The organism is Mucilaginibacter sp. (genome assembly GCF_025359345.1).
Lineage (GTDB): Bacteria > Bacteroidota > Bacteroidia > Sphingobacteriales > Sphingobacteriaceae > Mucilaginibacter.
The window spans coordinates 66,836-91,264 of sequence record NZ_JANYGQ010000037.1 but is presented as its reverse complement, the minus strand read 5'-3'; the positions used below and the strand labels follow the sequence as shown (position 1 = coordinate 91,264).

Annotated in this window: 23 protein-coding genes and 2 tRNA genes; 12 read left to right on the top strand and 13 right to left on the bottom strand. The window is 43.3% G+C overall.

Annotated elements, in window-relative coordinates; all coding sequences use genetic code 11:
• The first annotated feature begins 2 nt into the window (after positions 1–2).
• The gene (locus tag Q0R52_RS27885) at positions 3–554 is read left to right on the top strand and encodes a DinB family protein (RefSeq protein ID WP_295801598.1); all 552 of its coding nucleotides are present in this window, start codon (positions 3–5) and stop codon (positions 552–554) included.
• Here the strand turns inward: Q0R52_RS27885 and Q0R52_RS29420 are convergent.
• Positions 547–714, bottom strand: a complete 168-nt coding sequence (locus Q0R52_RS29420; RefSeq protein WP_366520957.1) for a cupin domain-containing protein — start codon at positions 712–714, stop codon at positions 547–549. The two genes, Q0R52_RS27885 and Q0R52_RS29420, sit on opposite strands and share 8 nt — an antisense overlap.
• Before the next feature lie 12 nt (positions 715–726).
• The gene (locus Q0R52_RS27880) at positions 727–873 is read right to left on the bottom strand and encodes a hypothetical protein (protein ID WP_295801596.1); all 147 of its coding nucleotides are present in this window, start codon (positions 871–873) and stop codon (positions 727–729) included.
• Between the two features lie 638 nt (positions 874–1,511).
• On the opposite strand from Q0R52_RS27880, the gene Q0R52_RS27875 reads away from it, so the two are divergent.
• Positions 1,512–1,976, top strand: a complete 465-nt coding sequence (locus Q0R52_RS27875) for a DUF1801 domain-containing protein (protein WP_295801594.1) — start codon at positions 1,512–1,514, stop codon at positions 1,974–1,976.
• 78 nt (positions 1,977–2,054) lie between these two features.
• Here the strand turns inward: Q0R52_RS27875 and Q0R52_RS27870 are convergent, their stop codons facing one another.
• The 5 genes from Q0R52_RS27870 to Q0R52_RS27850 all read right to left on the bottom strand — a co-directional run bounded on the left by Q0R52_RS27870 (position 2,055) and on the right by Q0R52_RS27850 (position 5,822).
• Positions 2,055–2,966 carry a hypothetical protein gene (locus tag Q0R52_RS27870; RefSeq protein WP_295801592.1) on the bottom strand — a complete coding sequence of 304 codons (912 nt, stop codon included), beginning with the start codon at positions 2,964–2,966 and terminating at the stop codon, positions 2,055–2,057.
• Positions 2,967–2,975: 9 nt separating this feature from the next.
• Positions 2,976–4,154 carry an acetyl-CoA C-acyltransferase gene (locus tag Q0R52_RS27865; RefSeq protein WP_295801590.1) on the bottom strand — a complete coding sequence of 393 codons (1,179 nt, stop codon included), beginning with the start codon at positions 4,152–4,154 and terminating at the stop codon, positions 2,976–2,978.
• Positions 4,155–4,280: 126 nt separating this feature from the next.
• Positions 4,281–4,448, bottom strand: a complete 168-nt coding sequence (locus Q0R52_RS27860) for an Arc family DNA binding domain-containing protein (RefSeq protein WP_295801589.1) — start codon at positions 4,446–4,448, stop codon at positions 4,281–4,283.
• Positions 4,449–4,450: 2 nt separating this feature from the next.
• The gene (locus tag Q0R52_RS27855; RefSeq protein WP_295801587.1) at positions 4,451–4,960 is read right to left on the bottom strand and encodes a hypothetical protein; all 510 of its coding nucleotides are present in this window, start codon (positions 4,958–4,960) and stop codon (positions 4,451–4,453) included.
• Between the two features lie 4 nt (positions 4,961–4,964).
• Positions 4,965–5,822, bottom strand: a complete 858-nt coding sequence (locus tag Q0R52_RS27850; protein ID WP_295801585.1) for an SPFH domain-containing protein — start codon at positions 5,820–5,822, stop codon at positions 4,965–4,967.
• 112 nt (positions 5,823–5,934) lie between these two features.
• Here Q0R52_RS27850 and Q0R52_RS27845 point away from each other — a divergent pair, with 112 nt between their 5' ends.
• The 3 genes from Q0R52_RS27845 (at position 5,935) to Q0R52_RS27835 (ending at position 8,323) form a co-directional block, all read left to right on the top strand.
• Entirely contained in the window at positions 5,935–8,004 is a 2,070-nt protein-coding gene (locus tag Q0R52_RS27845) for an HDIG domain-containing metalloprotein (RefSeq protein ID WP_295801583.1), read from the top strand.
• A 94-nt stretch (positions 8,005–8,098) separates the two neighbouring features.
• A tRNA-Ser gene (locus Q0R52_RS27840) sits at positions 8,099–8,188 on the top strand.
• Positions 8,189–8,238: 50 nt separating this feature from the next.
• Positions 8,239–8,323, top strand: a tRNA-Ser gene (locus Q0R52_RS27835).
• Positions 8,324–8,422: 99 nt separating this feature from the next.
• Here Q0R52_RS27835 and Q0R52_RS27830 read toward each other — a convergent pair.
• The gene (locus tag Q0R52_RS27830) at positions 8,423–9,496 is read right to left on the bottom strand and encodes a COX15/CtaA family protein (protein WP_295801581.1); all 1,074 of its coding nucleotides are present in this window, start codon (positions 9,494–9,496) and stop codon (positions 8,423–8,425) included.
• 238 nt (positions 9,497–9,734) lie between these two features.
• On the opposite strand from Q0R52_RS27830, the gene queD reads away from it, so the two are divergent.
• Positions 9,735–10,085 (top strand): 6-carboxytetrahydropterin synthase QueD, encoded by a 351-nt coding sequence (gene queD, locus Q0R52_RS27825; protein WP_295801580.1) that lies wholly within the window; start codon positions 9,735–9,737, stop codon positions 10,083–10,085.
• A 66-nt stretch (positions 10,086–10,151) separates the two neighbouring features.
• Here the strand turns inward: queD and Q0R52_RS27820 are convergent, their stop codons facing one another.
• Together Q0R52_RS27820 and Q0R52_RS27815 are read right to left on the bottom strand one after the other, a co-directional pair.
• The gene (locus tag Q0R52_RS27820; RefSeq protein ID WP_295801578.1) at positions 10,152–11,729 is read right to left on the bottom strand and encodes a serine hydrolase; all 1,578 of its coding nucleotides are present in this window, start codon (positions 11,727–11,729) and stop codon (positions 10,152–10,154) included.
• Positions 11,730–11,947: 218 nt separating this feature from the next.
• Positions 11,948–12,667, bottom strand: coding sequence for a hypothetical protein (locus tag Q0R52_RS27815; protein ID WP_295801576.1), 720 nt, complete (start codon positions 12,665–12,667; stop codon positions 11,948–11,950).
• 236 nt (positions 12,668–12,903) lie between these two features.
• Between Q0R52_RS27815 and Q0R52_RS27810 the strand changes: the two genes are divergently transcribed.
• Positions 12,904–13,797 (top strand): NAD(P)H-binding protein, encoded by an 894-nt coding sequence (locus Q0R52_RS27810; RefSeq protein ID WP_295801574.1) that lies wholly within the window; start codon positions 12,904–12,906, stop codon positions 13,795–13,797.
• Between the two features lie 12 nt (positions 13,798–13,809).
• The gene (locus tag Q0R52_RS27805) at positions 13,810–14,730 is read left to right on the top strand and encodes a helix-turn-helix transcriptional regulator (RefSeq protein ID WP_295801572.1); all 921 of its coding nucleotides are present in this window, start codon (positions 13,810–13,812) and stop codon (positions 14,728–14,730) included.
• Positions 14,731–14,784: 54 nt separating this feature from the next.
• On the opposite strand, the gene Q0R52_RS27800 is transcribed toward Q0R52_RS27805, so the two are convergent.
• Entirely contained in the window at positions 14,785–15,753 is a 969-nt protein-coding gene (locus Q0R52_RS27800) for a zinc-binding alcohol dehydrogenase family protein (protein ID WP_295801571.1), read from the bottom strand.
• A 163-nt stretch (positions 15,754–15,916) separates the two neighbouring features.
• Positions 15,917–16,492: a Crp/Fnr family transcriptional regulator gene (locus Q0R52_RS27795; RefSeq protein WP_295801569.1), complete on the bottom strand. Its 576-nt coding sequence runs from the start codon at positions 16,490–16,492 to the stop codon at positions 15,917–15,919.
• Positions 16,493–16,637: 145 nt separating this feature from the next.
• Between Q0R52_RS27795 and Q0R52_RS27790 the strand changes: the two genes are divergently transcribed.
• On the top strand, positions 16,638–17,807 hold the full coding sequence (locus tag Q0R52_RS27790) for a beta/gamma crystallin-related protein (protein ID WP_295801567.1): 1,170 nt from the start codon (positions 16,638–16,640) through the stop codon (positions 17,805–17,807).
• Between the two features lie 67 nt (positions 17,808–17,874).
• On the opposite strand, the gene Q0R52_RS27785 is transcribed toward Q0R52_RS27790, so the two are convergent.
• Positions 17,875–19,278 carry a glycosyl hydrolase family 18 protein gene (locus Q0R52_RS27785; RefSeq protein WP_295801566.1) on the bottom strand — a complete coding sequence of 468 codons (1,404 nt, stop codon included), beginning with the start codon at positions 19,276–19,278 and terminating at the stop codon, positions 17,875–17,877.
• 451 nt (positions 19,279–19,729) lie between these two features.
• Between Q0R52_RS27785 and Q0R52_RS27780 the strand changes: the two genes are divergently transcribed.
• From Q0R52_RS27780 to Q0R52_RS27770, 3 genes are all read left to right on the top strand, one after another.
• Positions 19,730–20,410: an SGNH/GDSL hydrolase family protein gene (locus Q0R52_RS27780; RefSeq protein WP_295801564.1), complete on the top strand. Its 681-nt coding sequence runs from the start codon at positions 19,730–19,732 to the stop codon at positions 20,408–20,410.
• Between the two features lie 120 nt (positions 20,411–20,530).
• Positions 20,531–20,863, top strand: a complete 333-nt coding sequence (locus Q0R52_RS27775) for an RNA-binding protein (protein WP_295801563.1) — start codon at positions 20,531–20,533, stop codon at positions 20,861–20,863.
• Between the two features lie 76 nt (positions 20,864–20,939).
• Complete coding sequence (locus Q0R52_RS27770) at positions 20,940–24,326, top strand: DEAD/DEAH box helicase (RefSeq protein WP_295801560.1); 3,387 nt, start codon at positions 20,940–20,942, stop codon at positions 24,324–24,326.
• Positions 24,327–24,429: the final 103 nt, after the last annotated feature.

The following is a 24,429-nucleotide window of genomic DNA, read 5'->3' as shown; positions in this document are numbered from 1 at the left end:
GGATGGCAGATAAGGAACGCAAGCCCGAAGTTTGGTTACGCGGCCGATTAGCCGGAGTACCGGCACTATTGCAGCCTGTTGCCCATGCGCTATTACAGGCTCGTGAAGAAATTAATGAGTTAATGACGGGATTTCCAGATAGCCTATTGTGGGAAAAACTTGCCGGCATGGCGTCGCCGGGCTTTCATCTGCAGCACCTTGCCGGGGTGCTTAACAGGTTGTTTACTTACGCGAAAGGAGAGCAGCTTAATCATGAACAATTGAATGCATTAAAAGCGGAAGGGATACCCCTTAGCGGGGAATATGCCGTCGATACACTGATAGCAACCTTTAATAACCAGGTAGATAATTGCATTACACAATTAAAAGATGCCGACGAAACAACGTTAACTGAAAGCAGGGGAGTAGGGCGGGCGCAATTACCGTCGACGGTTATAGGCCTGTACACCCATGCTGCTGAACATACCATGCGGCATACCGGGCAACTATTGGTTACGGTAAAGGTATTGAGCGATAGATATTCGGGTGATACAGAGTCAAGACTGATTACTTAGCATTTTCGCAGCCAACGGGGCCGTAAAAAATTACCCATGTTGCAAAATCAGCACTAAAATTTTGAAAACGGTGTTCAACCCCGGCCGGTACAAAAAGTACGTCGCCAGGCCCGAAAGTGCGGCTTTCGCCGTTATTCAAAAAATTACCTTCGCCGCTGATGATAACATACAGCTAGTCCTGTGAATGCGGGGTTTGTCTGTCTGTTTCAACCGGTCGATAAATCTCGACCGACATAGACCCGTGCTCCATCAATTTAACGAACAACGCACCATCGCCGGCTGTTAATTTTTGTAACGCGCCATCTACCTTTAATTGCATAAATCAAAGGTAAATAATAAAATAGCCGTCTTCTAAAATCCGTTGATTTTACCAGGCTGTTGCTGTTGTTGAACCGTCACAGGCTGCAGTTGCAATGAGCAGGCTCGCTTTTGAAAAAAAGAATTCAATTTTAAACGATGCCCAAATTTTTTGTACAGGTAGGCTGTAAGTAATATTACCATAAGTTTGATTTTGTTTAATTGATATTTTTAAAATATATTGATAGTAAACATTTGTGTTCGAAATAAAACCGCGTGTTTATAACGGGCTGCCTATGCAAGCAAAACCCGACTGCCGTTATGCTTCAGTCAATTCCAGGAACTTTGCCCGGTAAATACGAAAGTATTTTCACGGCAAAATGCCATGTGCAAACAAAGGTCCGTAATACGACCAAAGCCTAACAGATTAGCGTAATACCGGTTACTCTGCTTAAAAAGCAAACAAACAGATTCAACAGGTTTAAATTTTTATTTTTTATCTATATTCAATTGGTTAAATAAATATTCCGGGCGTTATAAACTCGTGGCTCTCACATTTTATCAATATAATCTGCTATGTCCAATAATTTTATTTTCAGTTACTTATACGTTATATTTATAAAATAAGATGTGTTATAATTAGCGATTATAATTGCCGGTATGGGAAAAGAAACGGTTGATGATTTAGTGAGATTTTTACTGCCTTACCCCGACAGCGTTAAGGCTGCTGCACTATGGCTGCGCGAGTTTGTTTGGGATTTATACCCCGAAACCAATGAGCTCATTTATGATAATTATAACGCGGTTGCGTTTGGCTGGTCGCCTACAGACAAAGCCGGCGATGTGTTTTGCAGCGTAGCCGTAGTTAGCGATCACGTTAACTTTGGGTTTAACCGCGGCGTTGATTTTCCCGACCGGCAAAAACTATTGATAGGTAACGGCACTCAATATCGTTACTTCCAGGTGCGAAAAAAGGAAGATTTTCCGGCTGAATATGTGAAAGAGTTATTGGCTATGGCTTATGAGAACTCAGTTTCGCGCCAAAAGCCGGTTAAATTGCCAATAAAAGGGCAAACAATTGTTAAATCAATTTCACCCGTCAAAAGAAGGCCGGGTGTTAGTTGATTAGTTAACTAGTTAATTAGAAATTAGGCCACACCTTTTCACAAAGTTCCTGATCTCTAACCTCTAATAAACTAATCTCTAATTCGACTTTGCCGCTGCCTTATCAAGCTGTGCCTGTTTCTTTGGGTCGACGTACTCTTCGTCGCGGACCTCGGGCATATTTCTCAGATCGATATTATCAACGTAAACCCATCTGCCGTTTTTTAATTTGTAACCGCTGTAGGTTAAATCAGGGCCGTAACTTGAATGTTGCGCCTTCAATTTAGGGTCGGGCGGAGCAAGGTGATCAAAAACAATGGTGTTATTTTCAGGTACATATCTTAACAGCATCGAGACTTCGCGGTTATATTCAAAAACAACCCGCGCCCGTGTTTTACCGTTACCGTCGAAAATATGCATGCCGAGTTCGGGCTTGTCACCGGTAAATGACAACACGTCAATTACTTTCTTGGTTGATTCAACGGTATAGCCTTTCCAGCCAACTAATATGTAATATGGCTTGGGTGCATAAACAGGCACTATTTTATAGTATTGGGCGCCATACCATTTGCGGTTGTCAGTAACAGAATCTTCCGGATTTTTTAGTAAAGGCGAATAATCTTCAAGTGGGTACATTTTTAATTTACCACCGGTATTAAGTTGTATGGTGCCATAAAAACGATAGCTGCCATCACTGTTTTTTATGTTCCAACTGAAGATACGAAAGCGATTGTCGGGCGAATTTATTACTTTAATGCTTTTTACCGAATCGAACCCGAAAAGAAATGAATTTGGAATTTTTAAAGCATTTACCAAAGTTTTGATAAACGCATAATTAGCATTTTTCCGCTCAAGGTCGTTTTCGTCGTTTATAAACTTCTTACCAAGTTCAATCAGCGTATCCTGGTAAAGATTTAATTGTTTAATACGCCCGTTTTCGTCGGAATGCTGGGCGAAAATAAGGCGTGGCATTGCAGCCAGTAAGAAGCAGGTAACAACGAGGGATTTCATCACCCCTAATTAACGAAAATTTTCTATAATCATTGCGCTTGCACCACCGCCACCGTTACAAATTCCGGCAGCGCCATACTTCCCATTATTTTGCTGCAACACGCTTAGTAATGTTACAATGATACGCGCGCCCGAAGCACCAAGCGGATGGCCAAGCGCTACGGCACCGCCGTTTACGTTTACCTTTGCCGGGTCGAGCTTTAGAAGCTGATTGTTGGCAATAGCAACAACAGAAAATGCTTCATTTATTTCGAAGAAATCTATTTCATCTGAAGATAGTCCGGCGCGTTGCAAAGCCAGCGGGATAGCCTTTGACGGTGCGGTGGTAAACCACTCAGGAGCCTGTTGGGCATCGGCATAAGCAACTATACGGGCCAGTGGTTTAATGCCCAATTCATCGGCTTTATCCTTACTCATCAAAACAACTGCTGCTGCACCATCATTTAAAGTTGATGCATTAGCGGCTGTTACTGTGCCGTCTTTTTTAAATACAGGTTTTAACGACGGGATTTTATCAAACTTAACTGCTTTTGGCTCCTCATCATCGGCAAAAAGGGTTACGTCGCCTTTTTTATCTTTTAATTCAACCGGGGTTATTTCTCGCTTAAATTTACCATCGGCTTGTGATGCCAGTGCTCTTTTGTATGATTCTATCGCAAACGCATCCTGTTCTTCGCGACTAACACTGCATTCAACAGCACACAACTCGGCAGCCGAACCCATGTGGTAATCATTGTAAACATCCCACAGGCCATCTTTTATTAGTCCGTCGGTAATCTGTCCGTTGCCAAGGCGATAGCCGTTACGGGCCTTATCGAGATAGTAAGGCACGTTGCTCATGCTTTCCATACCGCCTGCAACCACAATATCATTTTGTCCCAGGGCTATGCTTTGGGCAGCCAGCATTATAGCCTTCATGCCTGATGCGCATACTTTATTTATGGTAGTAGCTGGTAGCGTAGGTAAACCCGCAAATATTGCCGCCTGAGTGGCAGGGGCCTGACCAATATTGGCAGAAAGCACATTACCCATATAAACTTCCTGCACTTGCTCGGGCTTTAATCCTGCTTTCTCAACAGCTGATTTAATTACAATACTGCCTAGTTGTGTTGCCGAAAGGCTGGCTAAACTGCCGCCAAAGCTGCCGATAGGGGTACGGGTTGCTGCTACTATTACTACTTCTTTCATTTGGGATGCGTGTTACTTTTGGTGGTGCAAAATTAATAATTTTTATTATGCATGCATAGTTTTTAGTCGAAAGTCTTAAGCCCAAAGTCGACAGTCGTTTTATTTTACAAACTAAAGACTTTTTACTTACGACTCTTTTTTCTTTCTATCCCCTTTTTTACGCGCGTTTAAAGCCTGCTGCAGTAAATACTCAACCTGGCCATTGGTGCTGCGAAACTCGTCGGCCGCCCATTGCTCAATTTCTTTAAGCACTTCAGGATTGATGCGTAATATAAATGCTTTTTTTTCGGCCATAATTAATGCGCTGCTTGTCTTCGCCTTCTCAAAACTGTTAAAAACGAACCAAAAAAGATTAATAAAGGAATTAAATTCGTGGGTGCCTTATTGGGGTCAATATGTATAAAATCAGTTAAGCAAAAAGGATTACTTTTAATATGCATTATTACCCCATACCCGGTTGAATTCCAAATACCCACCCGCGACCAAATCGACGGCCTGTTAAATTCGGCACTAAACCCGGTTTGCAATGTTAGTACCACTTTTCGGCTAAACAACGCCTGTGTTGCCCGACCTATTATGGCCATATCCTCGCCAGTAATTAATAACGTCCGGCTAAAAATGCCTTCGCGCTTAAATATCCATGTACCGGTTGCTGAAATCACGGTTGCCTTACACATTGAAAGCCGGTGATAAGTAATTTTACCGTAGCTGTAAATCTTGTCAGTCAACTCATACTCGTGGCTAAACCAACCCTTTCTCACCATGAAAAGGTCGTCCGTTTTGCTTGTATCAAGTGTGTTGAACATATTATTAATGATATAACGTACCTGTGTTAACAACCGGATTTACGCTGCGGTCGCCACATAATACAACCAGCAGGTTGCTTACCATAGCGGCTTTGCGTTCCTCGTCAAGTTTAACTATTTTTTTCTCGGATAATTTGGCCAATGCCATTTCAACCATACCAACCGCTCCTTCAACAATCAACCTGCGGGCCGATATAATGGCAGATGCCTGCTGACGCTGCAACATGGTGTGGGCAATTTCGGGCGCGTAAGCGAGGTGCGATATCCGGGCTTCCAACACTTCAATGCCTGCGCGGTCAAGTCTTTCGTTCAGCTCTTTTTCTAATAAAAGGCTTACTTGCTCGGCCCCGCCACGTAGGGTAATGTTCGCCCCTTCATCCTCCATATTATCATAAGGAAATGAATTGGCCAGGTGCCTTACTGCGGCTTCGCTTTGTATGTTTACGTACTGCAGGTAATTTTCAACCGCAAAAATTGCACTTGCGGTATCTTTTATCTGCCAAACAATTACTGCGGCAATTTCAATTGGATTGCCTACGCTATCGTTAACTTTAAGCTGCTGTCCGTTAAGGTTAAATGCTTTTAAGGATACTTTCTTTTTAGCGGTAAAGGGGTTTACCCAAAAAAAGCCATCCTGTTTTACCGTGCCTACATACTTGCCAAAAAGGGTAAGCACTTTTGATTCGTTGGGGTTAACGATAACAAGGCCCGGCAACACGAAAATAAAATTAATTAAAATAGTAGCAACGCCTGCGGCAATGTAATGAAGTGCAAAAGATACTATCGCTGCAGCAAGCAATAACAAGAATAAAAAGAATGCGAGGTAACCTGAGGGTGGGTTGATGGTTTTTTCGGTATTCATGATTTTTGTGATTTTAAAATGATATCATAAAGATATCATTTTTGATTTGATAAAAGCAAGAAAAAAAACATTTAACCGAAACTTATATTAATTTTGGTGTAGAAACGTATAAATGGCAAAACTATCCACTTCGCGCCAAAAGGCTTTATTTCGCAAATACTCGCGTAATGTTAAGTTTTTAATGATGCTGGCGAGTATTTGTGTAATTGTATTTACCCTGCCCAAACAGGCCAAATTCAGTTACGATATTGAGAAGGGACGCATCTGGAACCAGAAGGACTTAGTCTCACCTTATAATTTCGCGATACTAAAAACTCAGCAGGAGATTGAGAATGACCAAAAAACTGCGCTGGCAAGTATTACGCCTATTTACCAGGCTGATGCTGATATGCCGGGGCATCAGCTTGAGGGATTTAAAAACGATTTTGAAATAAAATGGCACAACGCCGGTATTCCTGATAACAAGAAAGCGAAATACGAATCCGCAGGATATGATTTACTAAAATCAATTTATGATAAAGGCGTTTTAGCGCTAAATCCTAAGTATCAACAGAGTGCCGAAAGTTACAAGGTAACGATGTTAACCTTTAACCTGGCAACTGATAAAAACACCGCCGACCTTTATACCAAGCAAACAGCCCTGGCCTATTGCGACCAGTTTTTAAGTGCCAATAAAGATTTGGATAAAGCCTTTCTGCTCGATTTGATAAGTAACCGGCTACAGCCAAATTTAGTTTATGATAATAAGCTAACATCAAGGCTTGAAAAAGAAGCGATTGACAACTTATCGACAACCCGGGGAATGGTACAAAAGGGCGATGTTATTATAGCCAAAGGTTCGGTTGTTAGCGATGAGGCCTACCAGAAACTGCAATCGTATAAGAAAGCTTTTGAGGACAATGCCCGCATAAACGGCGACCGGCGACTGGTGCTGCTCGGCCAGTTTTTGCTGGTGGGTATCACCATTACTTTGCTGATTGTATTTCTATACCTTTTTCGCAAGGATATTTACGCTGATAACCGCCTGGTGAGCCTGATATTGCTGGTTATTACCGCAATGCTGTTTACCTTATCAATAGCTATAAAACTGCAGTTGCCCAATTTATACTACATACCCTATTGTATTGTACCTATAATTATTCGCATACTGTTTGATACCCGTTTGGCGCTAAACATTCACCTGCTGGTAGTGTTGATAGCGGGCTTTTTTGTACCAAACAGCTTCGAGTTCGCTTATTTTGAAATAACTGCGGGGATGGTATCCATCTACAGCATCAAAAACCTGATACGCCGCGAGCAATTTTTAATATCGGCGCTGATTATCACTTTTACTTATTTCGTGGCTTTCCTCGGTATTTCGTTTATTCGCGAAGGCAGCATCAGGAGTATCGACTGGATGGACTTTGTGCCATTTATAGTAAGTGTGCTGCTAACCTTGCTGGCTTACCCGCTTATTTACATCTTCGAAAAAATATTTGCCATAACCAGCGACATTACTTTAATAGAACTTACCAATACCAATGCGCCTTTGCTGCGCGAAATGGCATTTACTGCACCCGGCACGTTCCAGCACTCGCTGCAGGTGGCAAACCTGGCTGAGAACGCCATATACAGCATTGGTGGCAACGCATTGCTGGTTAGGGCAGGGGCTTTGTATCATGATATTGGTAAAATGGAGAACCCGTTGTTTTTTATTGAGAACCAAACGTCGGGCTTTAATCCGCACGATAAGCTGCCGTACCAGGAGAGCGCCCAAATAATAATCAGGCACGTAAGCCAGGGTATTGAGATGGGGCGTAAAGCCAACCTGCCCGAGATTGTGGTAAACTTTATCCGCACACACCACGGCGACACAAGGGTGGATTATTTTTACCAGTCATTTTTGAAAAATTTTCCTGAAAAATTCATCGACGAGAACACTTTTAGGTACCCGGGACCCATTCCTTTCTCAAAAGAACAGGGTGTTTTGATGCTTGCCGACTCAGTTGAGGCCGCATCGCGCGCATTAAAGGAGCCGGACGAACAATCGATAAGCAACCTGGTCGACAGGATAGTAAAATACAAACTCGATCAAAACCAATTGAAAGACAGTGATATAACCCTTAAAGATATCGAAACCATCAAGGTGATTTTTAAGCGGATGCTGATGAGTATTTACCATGTGCGGGTAGATTACGATTAAAAAGAACTTTTTTTTTGAGGGATAAGCCTAATTGCTATATTTGCAATCCCGAAAAAAAGGGAATTATTGGAATGCCGGCCGAAAGGCTAAACATGGTGAGGTGCCTGAGAGGCCGAAAGGATCAGTTTGCTAAACTGACGTACGGGAAACTGTACCGAGGGTTCGAATCCCTCCCTCACCGCCAGTATAAAAAGTCCCGTAGGTTACGGGATTTTTTATTTCTGAATAAAAAAAGGAGAGGTGTCAGAGTGATCGAATGTGCCTGATTCGAAATCAGGTGTACTGCAAGGTACCGGGGGTTTGAATCCCTCCCTCTCCGCTGAATAATTGTAAAAAGCTTAAAATCTTTCGATTTTAGGCTTTTTCTGCTTTTATACCCGATAAGCCCTTGGTTATCTAATGAGGCCAGTTTATTCTCTTAGATTTTCATTTTCGATATTGTTGTACATGTGGCACTTCTTGTTTTGGCCAGGAAATTTGCGGTAACAAGCGACATGAGCAGTAACATACCCACAAACTGGTGTAAAACGGAGAAATAAATCCCAGACCGGAATATACTATTTATCAGCGCCAGTATACCGAGTATCACCTGTGCAATGACGAGCAAAAAAGGCACCCACCTGAACTGCCTGAGCGGCATGCGACCGGATAATTTCCCCGACCGGTAAAAAAAGACAATAATCAAAATGGTAACGATATAAGCCAGGCCGCGGTGAATAAACTGAATCATCATCGGGTTGTAAAGTAAATCATAAATGATACCACGGGAGGTAAACAGACCCTGGGGAATTATTGATCCGTTAATATCGGGCCAGGTTGGCGCTAGCAAGGCAGCGTGGGTGCCTGCCATAAATGCTCCGTAGGTAAGCTGACAAAACACCAGGCCCAAAAGTAGCTGCAGCAACCTGTTTGACCGGTTGAAACCTACAGACTTGCGGCTAGCCATACCAACATTAAGTGCAAACCATAGCAGATAGCTCAGTAATAACAGTGCGCAAACAAAATGAATTGCAAGCCGGATGTGACTGACGGCCACATCAGTGTCGTTTAACCCGCTTTGTACCATCAGCCAGCCAATACCACCCTGCAGCCCGCCCAGTAGAAATAGTATGATAAGCGGGCCTATCATTTTATCGCAGATCTTTTTTTTGATTAGGAAAAATATAAATGGAACGATAAATATCAGCCCCATGAAACGTGCCCATTCCCGGTGCAGCCACTCCCAGAAGAAAATGGCCTGGTAGTCGGCCAGGGCAAAATGGCTGTTCAGTTTCTTAAACTGGGCTATCTGTTGATATTTTTCGAAACTTTTCATCCATGCCTGGTCATTCATAGGAGGTAAGGCACCAAGTAGCGGCTGCCATTCGGTTATTGACAACCCGGAACCGGTGAGCCGGGTAATGCCGCCGAGTAACACCTGCACCATTAACATAACAACTCCAACTGCAAGCCAAATGCTTACCCACCGGTTATTTTTATTGTTTGAAACCATTTAGTACGGATAATATAGCTGGCAAAATTGACCATACGGCCTGGCTTTTTATATGAAGACAATCAGTTTCCTAACTGACGAGGGTCATTTTTTGCCCCGTTGTTATTTCGCACTTTCGCAAAAAACAGCAAGGGTGTTCCAGTTGTAAGGCCGATCCGAAGTTGCTGGTTATGTCTTGCGGACTAAAAAGCCGCAGACTTGACTATTTGCAATTGCTGTTGGGGCGGGATTAACTATTATGATTATATACAAACAATTTACTTTCGATTCGGCGCATTTTTTGCCGAATGTGCCCGAAGGGCATAAGTGCAGGCAAATGCACGGGCATACTTATCTTTTAACTGTTTACGCACAAGGTGAATTAAAGCAACCGGAGGGATGGTTGCTGGACTACGGTGATTTAAAAGCAATTGTTAAACCCATCGTCGATACCCTTGACCATTCGCTGCTTAACAATATTCCAGGTCTGGAGAACCCAACTGCAGAAATGCTGGCTACCTGGTTATGGACTAATATTAAACCATTACTTCCGCAACTGAGCCGGATTGAGTTGAAGGAGACACCAACATCCGGCGTAATTTATGAATGATAGCAAATTAGCCGTCAGCAAAAACAAAAATTAAAAAGTGAGACTGAGTGATATTGTACTCTACTATTATTTTCCTGCTTCCCCATGTAATGCGATCTTATTGCTGCCGTAATTAAAACTATACGCTACATCTGCATCCAGTTGTTGTTGGTTGAAGTGAAATGTAATTGTTTCCGAGTGTGGGCTTTCGGTGTAGCGTAGTTTTATTTGTAACGTTTGGCTGTCCTGCCAGGCGAAACTGCCTGCTATTTTATAAGGCGCCATAAAGGAAAAATCTTCCCGGGCTGCCGTTACCAAACCCGGGCCCTGCATAGCTGTTTGGCCGTTTATCCACTTACCGCTCCCGAAATTCAACACATAGTTCGCCGAATCCTTTTTTAAAGTAACGTGGCAAACATTACCGTCAATGGCAAATGCTATTGAGCTAATGTGTAAATTATTGGGTTGTATCGAAAAAACTTTTTTGAATTCCGTGTTCGCAGCATTTTCCGTGTTTTTCAAGGGCGGTAAGTTCAACGCGGCTAAATGGTTTTGGAGCCTTGTTTCACTCCCTTGGTCGGGAGGCAAGGTAGCCGGGTGCATGGCAGGCAGTAAATATTTCCACACAAGGTCAAGTTCGCCCTGCATATCACTTGTTTCGGAGGTGATGGCGATCACGGCGTCCTGGTCGGGCATTACCACAATATACTGTCCGAAAGCACCGTCGGCCCTGAATGCGTTGTGGCGGCAGCGCCAAAATTGATAGCAATAGCCCTGCATCCAATCACTTGCGTCTTTTTTACTTTGATCTGCCCCCGGCGCCTGGTCTATTTTGAAAGTGGTGGCTTCTTTAACCCATTCTTTTGGCAATAACTGTTTCCCTTTCCACACACCTTTTTGCAGGTAAAGCTGACCCATTTTTGCCAGATCTTCCGTCTTTAGCCGTAATCCCCAGCCACCTGTATTAATCCCCTGTTTGTTAATTTCCCAATCCATACCCTGTATTCCTAGCGGATCAAACAGGCGTGGTTTAAGGTAGTCGACTACCTTTTCCCCGGTTACTTTTTGCACAATTGCTGATAGCATAAACGTTGCCAGCGTATTGTACAAAAACTGGCTGCCCGGCTTGTGGACAATAGGTAAGGCAAGGAATGATTTTACCCAGTTGTCCTGGCTAGCTACTACACTAAAAGTAGGGTCGGGGTCTTGCCCGGCGGTCATAGTCAAAAGGTCTTTTATGGTGAGCGCTGCAAGGTATGGCTTAATAGTGTCCGGCAGGCTGCCCGGAAAAAAAGAGGTTACCTTATCGTTTACTGTGATTCGTTTTTCACTCACTGCGAAACCGATGGCCGTTGAGGTAAAGCTTTTACTGCAGCTGTAAAGACTATGCCGTAGCGTTGCCTGGTACGGGCTCCACCAACCGCTGGCTATAACCTTGCCATGGCGCAGGAACATAAAGCTATGAAACTCATGTTTGCTTTTCGCAACTGCATTCAGGAAACTATCAATACCGGCAGCTGAAACGCCGGCTGCTTCGGGGCTGCCTTTAGCAAAAGTATTTGTTTTTTGTGCGTATAATGCGCTGTTAAAAAACAAAAACAAAGCTGCGGCAGCAAGCAGTTTTTTAAAGGTGTTTTGCACCAGCGATGGATAATAATTAAGCATTGCAGTTATTTAAAGCGTTTATAATCAAGGTGAAAATAAGCTTTTTTGGTTGGAAGTTGTCAAAAATATTGAATTTCATTTATTTGAAATCATCTCGTCTGGGAATTGGTGCAGAACTTGACTTTTAATGGGTTTATGTTGTAACCCTATCGCAACCAATTGAACAAAAAAAGGGCGGTGGTCACCGGCCCTTATTGTTTTTACTGACTGCGTAAAATCTAATTTTTAAAGTAGTCGCTGGCTTTATAAACAGCTTCCACCCATATTCCTGAATTCGCATTTAATACGAATTCGCTTACCCCAACCCGGTTGGAGCCCGGCGCCCAATTGTAGGTGTAGCCCATGCGTGTCCACGGATAATAGACCTGGGTACCTGTAAGCGGTTGAAAATATGATGAGATAATTTTGTTGTTAAACCAAAGTTTGTATCGCGGGGTAGCATTTAAAGACAACGTTCCCGAGGCTTTTGCTGCCGTAACGTTCTGACTACCGGCCGGCCTGAAAACGCTGTCGACCTGCACCCAGTATTGTGCGATATGGGTGTAACCAGATACCGGGGGAAGGCCAAGCATTTCATTTAGCTTCAAAATTGTATCGGTTTTTGGCCGCATAATATTACGTAGCCGGCCCTGCATCTGGCCAGGGATAAACATCCAGGTCTCCCTGGTAGTTGTTGTTGAATCTCCTACGGGGTAGGCTTTTAGGTAATTGGTAAATGATGCCATTAATACATAGTTTTTTCCTTTGATTGTTTTCCACTTAAGCACGGGGTTAGATGGAGTTAAAGTCATCAATGTATCGATGTTTTGGGTGCTGTCGGCAATCATAGAGAGTTTTGTTGCCGCGTCGTAAATCTTTGTAAGATTATTTTGTGCACTCAACAGTGTGGTTTTGCATACAATTGCAAGCAATAAGATAATAACAGGTAGTTTTTTCATGGTAAGGTTGGTTAGGGTTAATTTATGCGATGGATTAGTTTTTTGCTTGATTTTCACCTATCGCGATTTCACATGCTAATTTACCAAAATTAATTTTAAAACAAAAATTTCGTGGTATGCAATGTTCCTAAATCAAAGTAATACAACCACAATTTTTTTTGGCTACAACAACCGCAGACTAGACTACATCACCCCATTTATTCCTGTCCACCTTTGTAGTATCAAGAAACAGGAATATGAAAATCAAAGTAACAGGTTCATTAGGACACATCAGCAAGCCACTTACCGAAGCGTTAGTGCAAAAAGGGCACGAAGTCACCGTTATAAGCAGTAACCGCGAAAGACAAAAAGAGATAGAGGCATTAGGAGCGACAGCGGCCATTGGTACAGTGGCTGATATCAATTTTTTGACGGACACTTTTACCGGTGCCGATGCCGTGTACACCATGGTGCCGCCGGGTAATTATTTTAACACCGACCTCGACGTAATAGCATCATGCAAAGTCATTGGGAATAATTATGCCGAAGCAATCAGGCAGTCGGGTGTAAAACGGGTAGTGCATCTCAGCAGTGTTGGTGCGCATTTAGAAAAGGGTTCGGGGCTGATCCTCGGCCACCATGCGGTGGAGGGTGTTTTGAACCAACTGTCGGATGTTGCCATAACATTTATGCGTCCGGTTGGTTTCTATTACAATTTATACAGCTTTTTGCCGATGATAAAAAAAGAGAGCCATATGGCGGCAGCATACGGCGCCGATGATATGCTGGTATGGGTGTCGCCAATAGATATTGCCGCTGCCGTTGCAGAAGAACTGGAAACGCCCGCAACAGCAAGAAAAGTAGCATATGTGGCCAGTGACGAGCTTACCGGCAACGAAACTGCACGGATATTAGGCGAAGCAATTGGTATGCCCGGCTTAAAATGGAATTTAATCAGCGGTGAACAAATGCAGCAGGGATTAGAGGCCGCCGGGATGCCCCCCGGTATTGCCACAGGTTTAGCAGAGATGTTTGTAAGCCAGCACAATGGTATATTAACAGAAGATTATTACCGCCACAGGCCGGCGTTGGGCAAAGTAAAGCTGGCGGATTTTGCAAAGGAATTTGCTGCTGTTTTTAATCAAAAATAAGTATATTGTGATATGGCAGCTACCCAACCGCTACGGATAAAAACGATAAGTGAATACCACCGGGTTATGGGACTCCCAAAACCGGAGCACCCGTTAATCAGCGTAATAAATTTTGAATCGATTAAACACTTGCCTTATAATGAGTCGATAAGCCTGGTGTTTGATTTTTACTCCATTTCGTTAAAGAGAAATTTTAATGCCAGGTTTAAGTACGGGCAGCAGGAATATGACTTTGATGAAGGCATTATGTTTTTTATATCCCCGGGGCAGGTATTCGGGCTCGAGATTGAAAAAGGTTCGGACTTAAGGCATTCGGGATGGTTGTTGCTTGTACATCCCGATTTTTTTTGGAACACCACCCTGGCCAAAACGATAAAACAGTACGAGTATTTTGATTATTCGGTAAATGAGGCGCTGTATCTTTCAGAAAAAGAAGAAACAAAGATTACCGATATGATGCAGAATATGGAGCAGGAATACCGCTCAAACATCGATAAATTCAGCCAGGACATCATTGTTGCCCAGCTGGATTTGTTGCTCAATTACGCCGACCGGTTTTATCACCGCCAGTTCATTACCCGGAAAATAACCAACCACCAGATTTTAAATAGATTGGAAGAAACACTGACTGCATATTTTGCAGGCGATGTATTGACAAAAAAAGGGTTGCCAACGGTCCAATACATTGCCGACACATTAAATGTATCGCCTGGTTATCTAAGCGGATTACTAAAAACGTTAACCGGGCAAAGTACGCAGCAGCATATACACGATAAGTTAATGGAGAAGGCAAAAGAAAGATTATCTACCACTGATTTATCGGTTAGCGAGATTGCGTATGAACTGGGGTTTGAACACCCACAGTCGTTCAGTAAGTTGTTTAAAACGAAGACAAACCTTTCGCCTTTGGAGTTTAGGCAATCGTTTAACTAATCTATTGAAACAAACGTCTGCGGGTAACGGATTACCCGCAGACGTTTATATAATTTATATTGTAACCACTAACCGCCGCCCATCAGGGACTTCAAGATCCCAAAGTTCGGCTATATTCTCCAGTTTAACTTCGATGGTTTCAACCTTTAGTTTCCCGTCGGCAGCCAGTTGAAACATTTCCGGTAAAATTTCCGAGAAAAGTTCAGCTACTTGCAGCTTTGACCAACTGCCCAGGCCGGAGCCTGTCAACTGCAAATCGACACTGCGCAGGTTTGCTGCAGATAGCTGGATAATATCGCCGCTCATGCTGCCTACCGAAACAAACCGGGTTTTGTTTGTAAAGGATCCTTTGCCGGTCAGGCCAGTCAGTATCATTTCGGCGGTATGACCCCAAAGGTAGTCGATGATCACATCAATAGGTGTTGCTGCATGGATGGCTTTTATTTGAGCGATAAAACTTTCATCACCCTGTTTAACAGAAATTATTTCATCAGCTCCTAATTCCAGCAGATCTTCAAGCGATTGTTGATTTCTCCCGGTCGCAATTACCTTTTTTGCGCCGTAGTGCATTGCAATTTGGACGGCAACCCGTCCGGTAAAACCGGTAGCACCATTAATTAACACGACATCTCCTGGTTGGATATCAGCTTTAAATTTAAGGCCCATAGCCGAACCAATAATGGCATTGGCCAGTGCAACTGCGGCTACATCGCTTACTCCAGCCGGAAGTTTTACAATTCTGTCTTTTTCAACCAGGGCCTTTTCGGCAAGCATCCCGCTTACACCTATTCCGTATACCCGGGTGCCGTCGTCCATCAGGCAAACGCCATCGCCACCAATTACGCGCCCGCCTTCCCGTGGCGCATCGCTTGAGTAGTGTTTGCCTGTTGCCTTTCCTTTATCAAAATGTTTTATAGCCACGGCCTTCACGGTTACTAATACCTCGTTGTTTTGAATGGTTGGCTCCTGGAAATCTGTATATTGGGGTAGTTCCCCCTTTTGGTACATTACTGCTGCTTTCATCTTATTTTCTTTTGCTAAGACAAAATTAGGTTGATAGGGAAAGGCAAACGATAACATATGTTACCAAGTGAAGGCAAAAGTCTTGAGCCGAAAACCCTAAGTCGCATTTCGGAAAATATTGATTTAAGGCCTTTGACTCAAGACTTGGACTTTAGACTCAGAACTACCGCTTCCTCGCAAGTGCGCTTTTTATCCTGCTTAAATGTACCCGGCTGATACCGAGGTAAGAAGCGATGTAATGCTGTGGTACCCGTTGAACGATGTGCGGCCGTTCATTCAAAAGATTTTGGTAGCGTTGTTCGGGCGTATCTCTTATAAACGAAACAAATTCGTGCATATAATGGAGTTGCCGTTCGGCAAAGATATTTAAAATCATATCCGCAAAACCGGGTTCGACGCTTAATTCAGTCATCAAATCCTGGAAGTGCTTTTTGGGCAGAGCGTATATTACTGATGGTTCAATCGTTTCGATAGTAAAAAGGCTTGGTGTGTTTTTCAAAAAGCTTTCAAGAGAAGTAAGTCCTTCGTTCTCGAAAAAAAACTGCACTGTTTTATCGGTGCCGTTATTATTAAAAGCTAACCGTACGCAGCCTTTTTCTATGAATATGTAATTGGATGATGTTTTTCCCTCCTCCAGCAATACTGTTTTCGCCGGCACTTCCATCCGCTTTTGCAGCGGCAGGTATCTATCCCAATATGCAGTTAGTTGCGGAAATTTGTCTTTGAAATGGAATAGCATAGTGGATGGTATGATTTGCTAAGTTAATTTAGTTAAGCAAATAGAAGAAACGTTGGCGATAAAGATGTAATTATCATTTCTTATTAAAAATCAGGTTGGTTTCACAAAATATTATTATTTTCAACTACTAAATAATATCATTTTTATGAGACTAAAAATACTCCTTTCCATTGCGCTTAACCTCCTGCTTTGTAACGTTTTCGCCCAAAATTACAACAACAGGGTTACCGTTTACCGCGATTGCGGTTTTAAAGGTCAGGCGCAATCGTTTGAGGAGGGGTGGTATACGGTTAACCAACTGGGTATTGGCAACGATGAAATATCATCCATATGGGTGCCAAAAGGGTGGATAATAACCATTTACGAGGATGATGGTTTCCAGGGCGAGCGACGGTCGTATAATACAGCGGTTGATTGCTTACCCGATGATTGGAACGACGAAGTGTCCAGCGTACATATCAGGCGAGACAACAACTTCGGAAACTATCGTGAGGGTGAGGTTGTGGTTTACCAGGATTGCTACTTTAAAGGGCAGCGTGCCGTATTGAGTGAGGGCTCATTCCGTAATTACCAGCTTGGTATTGGCAATGATGAAATCTCCTCGATCAGGATACCGATGGGCTGGACAGTTACTGTTTACGAGCACGACAACTTCCAGGGACAAAGCCAGGTATACACCGGCACCATTGATTGCCTGCCGCCAAACTGGAATGACCGGATATCGAGCATAAAGGTTAGCAGAAGAGGCGACTACAATAATTATAATAACAACAATTATAACGGTGACGACCAAGTTGTTGTTTATCGGGATTGTAATTTTCAAAGTGTAAGCAAAGCCTTTGGCGAGGGTAATTTTCGGGTCGATGAACTTGGGGTGGGCAACGATAGGATGTCGTCGTTAAAGATACCACGTGGCTGGATAGTTACCGTTTACGAAGACAATAACTTTGGGGGTGCTAGCCGGGTATTTACCCATACGGTTGACTGCATGCCTCAAGGCTGGAACGACAGGATATCGAGCATGCGCGTCAGCAGATTAAGCAATTACTATGTTAACAACCCCGTTGTTGTTTACAAGGACTGTAACTATAGAAGCGAAAGTCAATCATTTGGCGAAGGCTGGTACCGCGATTACCAGCTTGGCGTTGGTAATGATAAAATATCCTCGTTAAAAATACCATGGGGTTGGTCGGTTACCGTTTACCAGGATGATAACTATAGGGGAGCCAGCATAACCTACACCAATGATATCGATTGCCTGCCGCCTGAATGGAACGACAAAATATCGAGTATGCGCGTGATGAAGAACAGGTAGCAACACAGTAAAAAATAAACGAGGCCCGCAAAATAATGCGGGCTTTTTTTGATGACTTTATCCTGAATTACTGATTCACCCCAAACGCTTCCCACCCTGCGGCAGTAGCCCGGTTACAGGTCATGGGTTGTGTGCCGTTTTCGCTGGAGATAAACTTGCCGTTATTGCCACGTAGCGTAACCTTACCATCGGCGGTTGTTATCCAATCGAATTTTTCCCAGTCGCTAAAAGTGGCGCGGTTACAGGTTATGGCCTGTGTACCATTTTCTGACGATACGTATTTGCCCTGGCTTCGCAAAGCAATTTTGCCGCCACCCGCATCAACTACGGTAAATGTTTCCCAGGCTTGCGGGGTAGGGCGGTTGCAATTCATGGCTTGGGTGCCGTTTTCGCCGCTTACATATAGGTTATTGAAGCCTTTCAATGTAATATTTTGGCCGATAGGGGCGCCAGTGCCGCCGCCTGAATGAGCAACTATCACATTATGAATAGCCGATAACAAGGAGTTAACGCCGTTAGCATCGCCGGCCAGTTCCCAAATCATCATACCGCCAATGCCATTGGTAAAGGCAAGGTTTGTTTTGCTGGTAATAGTGGGGATACCATTGTAGCCAATGGTTTGAAATGTATCTGAATTGGGGCTGCCGCCTTGCGACAAAATCGCGTTGTAGTTAACGGTTAAATAATCGTAACGGTTGTCGCGGCCATAAAACGGAACGCCCAAAATTGTTTTCTCAACCGGCAAGCCCCTGCCGGCCCAATAATTCAAACAATCAACAGCTGATTGGTAGGTGGAGTGCTGAAAATTATTGTCGTCGTAATCCATTATATTCAACCAATCGAGCGCCGTAAACATGCCGCTGGTGATGTATGTTGCACCGGTTGAAATAACGGCAATAGTGCAAAGCTTGCCATTGTTATGCATTGCGGTGGCTAATTGCTGCATCATCAGTAAAAAATTACTGGCCTCGGCGCCGGCAGATGGAAACTCCCAGTCTACATCCACACCATCGGCGTTATACTGGTTCACAAAGCCCACCATGTTGTTTACAAAAGCGGTGCGGGTGCCGGAGCTGGCAACAATGGTATGGAAAGCATCTCCTCCGCCACCTCCGCCCACGGATATTATCACCTTAACACCGTTGTTGTGAGCGGTGGCAACAAGGCTCGTAAACTTAGGTGTGTTATCCAGCGCTTGCAGGCTGCCATTGGTATTGGGGATAAGAAACGCGTAGTTTATGTGCGTGAGCTTACTGTATTGAACAGTATTTACATCGCCTTCCCAGCTGGGCATATAACCTATCACTTTAAAACTGGCAGCGGTTACCGGCAGGGCCGTTTCTGTGTTTTTTGATAATAGATCCACCGGCTTTGGCGCATAGTCGGCTTTGTTTTCCTTTCGGCATGAGGATAAAACAAACAGCGCCGCCGCAAAGGCCATCAACAGGTAAGAGTTGAATTTTGATTTCATAATGTAGTAATTAAAGGTTAATAATATGTGTTAGTTATTGGTTAATGTTTTTAATCAAACCACATCGGGGTAAATAACCCACAACCCGTAATTAAATGGGGTGGAGACTTTTTAAGTATGTGGTAAACTAATTAAGGTTTATGCATGTAAAGTTATATAATGCGTATAAATAATTGATTATAAATAGTTTATATATGTTTTGATACGAGCTGCTCACATTACAGGAGCGTTAAAATAGAGGTTGCTTTGGTTTAAATGCGATAATCGACTAAAAGCATTATTTGTTGCGATACGGTTAATTCACAGGATTTTTGGTTAATTATTATGAAAAAGAGTTTCGCGCGTAAAGTGGGTTGATATTTTACACAGGAAATACGAAATTTTGTAGAGTTAATGTAGGGGTGCGCAACGGTAGTGGATATTTATTAGGATCAAGCTGTATATTTGAAAAATGAAGCTAAATTCTATTTACCTGTTAATTGCGTCTTTGTTTATAGCGCAGTTTGCTTATGCCCAATCTCTGCTGATAAAAAATCTTGCGGCCGGTAAACACCAGTTGTTGGTAACCTACGGTACAAGTTTAACCGCCGGTGAGGGTGGCAGGGCATGGGTAAATGCCGTTAACGATTCGCTGAATAAGAAATACAACAATAATTTAACAACGGTTAATGCCGCTAAAAGTGCAATGTGGTCGGGGTGGGGAGTACAGAACTTTGAAGACAGTGTAATTAACAAAAAACCGGATGCGGTGATTATTGAATTTGGTATGAATGATGCCTTCCTGAATTACAAAACATCGCCCGATCTGGCAAAGCTGAACCTTAACTATATGATTGACAGGCTAAAACTTTATAAACCGCAATGTGAAGTGATATTACAAATTATGAACATCCCCATTAATGTTCATGCCGATGCCCGCCCCAATATTTTAGCTTATTATGAAGTTTACCGGCAGGTTGCTGCAGAAAGAAAGCTATTGTTGATTGACCATTACCCACGCTGGAGGAAAATACTTGACCATGGAAAAAATGAATATTTAAAATATGTTCCTGATGGCATCCATCCAGGCGTTGAAAGTGCAAAGGCCGTGATTGCGCCTTACGTGTTACAGCGATTGCAGGAAGGAAATTGAAAGCCCGGGGGAACAATTTACCGCCCGGATAATATAATTCTGCTTAAGCCGTCAATAAATAATTAATAGTGCTTTTATCCGCCAAGTTATTATATTTGAACCATCACTGTTTTATGATTTATGGTTAAACTTTTTTTCGGCGGTTTTCCGCTTGAATTTACGGAACTTGACATCGCGATGCTTGTTGGTTTCCATGGTGATATAAGCACCATCAAAATTGTGCGGGACAAAAAGACAAGAATATGCAAAGGTTATGCGTTTCTTGAAATGGCCGACAAAGAGGGTGCTGAACGCGCTGTTGAAGCACTTGACGGTACAAAAGTAAGCGGCAGGCAAATCAACGTAAAAATAAGGGAAGAGAAACCTGTACCACCGCCGCGCTCTAACTATGGCTCCCGCAATACTGGCGGTGCCGATATGCAGCGTATAAAAAGGCCGCGCAAACAATTCTAACGCTTTCTGTTCCCCACGTTACCAATTACTATTATTTGTTCGGATATTTACCTGCAAACAGGTACAATAAATTCTTTTGAGCAATCCATCCACTAACAAGTCTACCGGCCCCGAAAAACATGCTGTTGTTTTAAAAGGCGTACGCATTGATACGTTAACGGATGTAGGCATTGCCCAACACAGTTATGCCGGAATATACCCGGACCTTACCGATAGCCGGCACATATTTCCGTTGCTGCTCGAGGTCGACCACGGCGTTTTTATCAACCAACATAGCAAAGTTGTTTTCCCTGACGTTACCGTTGTGCAGGAGCATGATTATTTGACCTTAACCTGCGATTGCAATACCGAAAAAGACAAATTATGCGAACACCAGGCGGCAGTATTATCAGCTATAATTAAGCGCGACGAACTGCAGATTTTTTTTGACGATAAGCTGCGCCACGGGAAACTAAAGAAATTTGCTGTTGATTACGGGTTGGAAAACGAAACCAACCTTGACGATTACTTTAAAATAGACTATACCAACAAACAGGTTGAAATTAAGCCGCGGTTAGCGTCGCTCATAGCGGTAAATAAACAAAGCCTGGCCCTGCTGAATAATGTGGTTGCTGCAGAAAACACCCCGGCAGGCAGCAATGATGAAGGGGCGGTTTGCATTGTGCTTAAGCAGCACAAGTATTACAAATACCTGTTCGTTGAACTTTACAGAGCTGAAATAAGCAAAGACGGTAAAATAAAAAACCCGCTAACGGCCCTGCCGCCCCTGGATTTTATCTGGGAGACGGAGGACGCACAGTTACTTAAGTTTTTTACAGGTATCCACAAATTCCAAAATCACGTTAATAAAACGCTGAGCGATGCGGACATTATGGCATTGCGCGCGATTATCAAAAATCCGCCCGGCTACGATTTTTATTATCACAATAACGAGATATCGGAAAAGGTTACCGCCTCGTCCATCTTCCCGGTAAAGGTAGGGCTGATTACCCGTGAGTTAAAACTGGCAGTTGAGCCAAAAGATCAATTTTTTGAGTTGTCGGCTACCTTGGGTATCGAAAACAGGCTTTACGATTTAAAAGACCTGAAAATAAAATTCAGCTATTTTGTGGATACAGGCGAAGGTCTTTACCTGGCCGATAACCTGCAGCAACTGAATGTGATCAACCTTTTAACTAAACAGCCGGATAACCTGCTGGTGCATGCCTCAAAATTTAACGAGTTCAAAAAACAGCTGCTGCAGAACCTGGAGGAAAAAGTTAAAATCGATTATAAGCATATTCCCCCCGCCACCCCGGTGCAGTTAAAACAGCAGGGCTTTACCAACGAAACGGAGCGGATAATTTACCTGTCGGATTTTGGTGCGCATGTAATGATTATCCCGGTTATGCGCTATGGTGAAGTAGAAATATCCGTACGAACAAAAAAACAGATATACTCGGTTGATAATACGGGCAAGGAGTTTATGGTGTGGCGCAATGATGAGGCCGAAATTGATTTTACGGCGTTACTGGTAAAGCAACACCCATATTTTGAAGAACAGCTGGAAAACGACCTGGCCTATTTTTATCTGCATAAAAAACGCTTTTTAGACGAGGACTGGTTTTTAAGCGTATTCGATGACTGGCAGCGGCAAAATATAACCATTCTTGGTTTTAATGAGCTGGAAGGCAATAAGCTGAACCCCAACAAAGTAAAAATTAGCATTAAGGTGTTAAGTGGCGTTAATTGGTTTAATGTGGTGGCAAATGCTAAATTCGGTAAAACAAGGGCATCACTTAAGCAAATTTACCGCGCGGTAAAAAATAAAACTAAATACGTGCAGTTGGATGATGGCACGATGGGCATAATGCCTACCGAATGGCTGGAAAAATTTAACGGCTACTTCAATTCGGGTGAGATTACGGATGACGAAACGCTGCAGATAGCGCGGAGCAACTTTACGGTTATTGAGCAATTGTTTGATGAAATAATGCTGGATGAGCAGGTAAGGAATGAAATCAGCATCTACCATCAAAGGTTAACAGATTTTACCTCTATTAAACCAATCGATACTCCGTCGGCATTTGTTGGCAGCCTGCGACCATACCAGCAGCAGGGGTTAAGCTGGTTGAATTTTTTGGACGATTTTAATTTTGGCGGCTGCCTTGCCGATGACATGGGCTTAGGTAAGACGGTACAGGTTATTGCCTTTATCCTGTCGCAACGAGAGAAAAGTCCGCGTAACACCAACCTGGTTGTGGTGCCTACTTCCCTCATTTTTAACTGGCAGCAGGAAATTGAAAAATTTGCGCCATCGATAAGGGTTCGCACTATTTATGGCGTCGACCGCATTAAAAATATTCATGATTTTGACAGTTACGAAGTGGTACTTACCTCGTATGGTACCCTGTTGGCTGATATTGTGTTTTTGAAGGATTATGTGTTTAACTACATCTTTTTAGATGAGTCGCAGCAGATTAAAAATCCTGAATCGCAGCGTTATAAGGCTGCAAGGCTGCTGAAATCGCGCAATAAAATAGTGATGACCGGGACACCGATTGAAAATAACACCTTCGATATTTACGGGCAATTGTCTTTTGCCTGCCCCGGTTTGCTAGGTAGCAAGTTGTATTTTAAGCAGATATATTCATCGCCCATTGATATGTTTAAGAGCACTAAACGGGCTATGGAACTGCAAAATAAGATAAGGCCCTTTGTACTGCGCCGCACCAAACAACAGGTAGCCACTGATTTGCCGGAGAAAACCGAAATGGTTGTGTATTGCGATATGAAACCCGAGCAACGCACCATCTACGATGCTTACGAAAAACAGTTCAGGGATTACATTTCAGCAACTACGAGCGAACAACTGGAGAAAAAATCCATGGATGTACTGAAAGGCATTACCCGCCTGCGGCAAATTTGTGACTCGCCGCTGTTGATAAAGGGGGAGAAGATGCCCGGTAATGCGTCATCTAAAATTGATATGCTGCTTGAGCAAATTGAAGGTAAAATGCACCTGCATAAAATACTGGTGTTTTCGCAGTTTGTGTCGATGCTTGATTTGATCAGGACAGAGTTGAAAAGCAGGCAGATCGGATTTACTTACCTTACCGGCCAAACCCGCAACCGGCAGGCAGTTATAGAGGAATTTCAAAATAACCCTGATGTTAGGGTTTTCCTGGTGAGCCTGAAAGCGGGAGGCACAGGTTTGAACCTGACCGAGGCTGATTACGTTTACCTTGTAGACCCATGGTGGAACCCTGCAGTTGAAAACCAGGCGATAGACCGCTGTCACCGTATTGGTCAAGACAAGCGGGTCGTTGCCGTTCGCCTGATTTGCCCTGCGACAGTAGAAGAAAAGATCATGCTGCTGCAGGAAACCAAAACCGACCTGGCGAACGATTTGATAAAGGCGGATACATCATTTTTAAACTCGCTCAATAAAAATGATTTACTGGGATTGGTTGGCGGGAAATAGTACAATGCCCGGACCAGTTTACCACAGCAAGGCTGGACTTTTAGAGATTAGACAAAATTCCTTCTCCGCATTTCGGCTAATCTCCAACCTCCAATTAACTAAT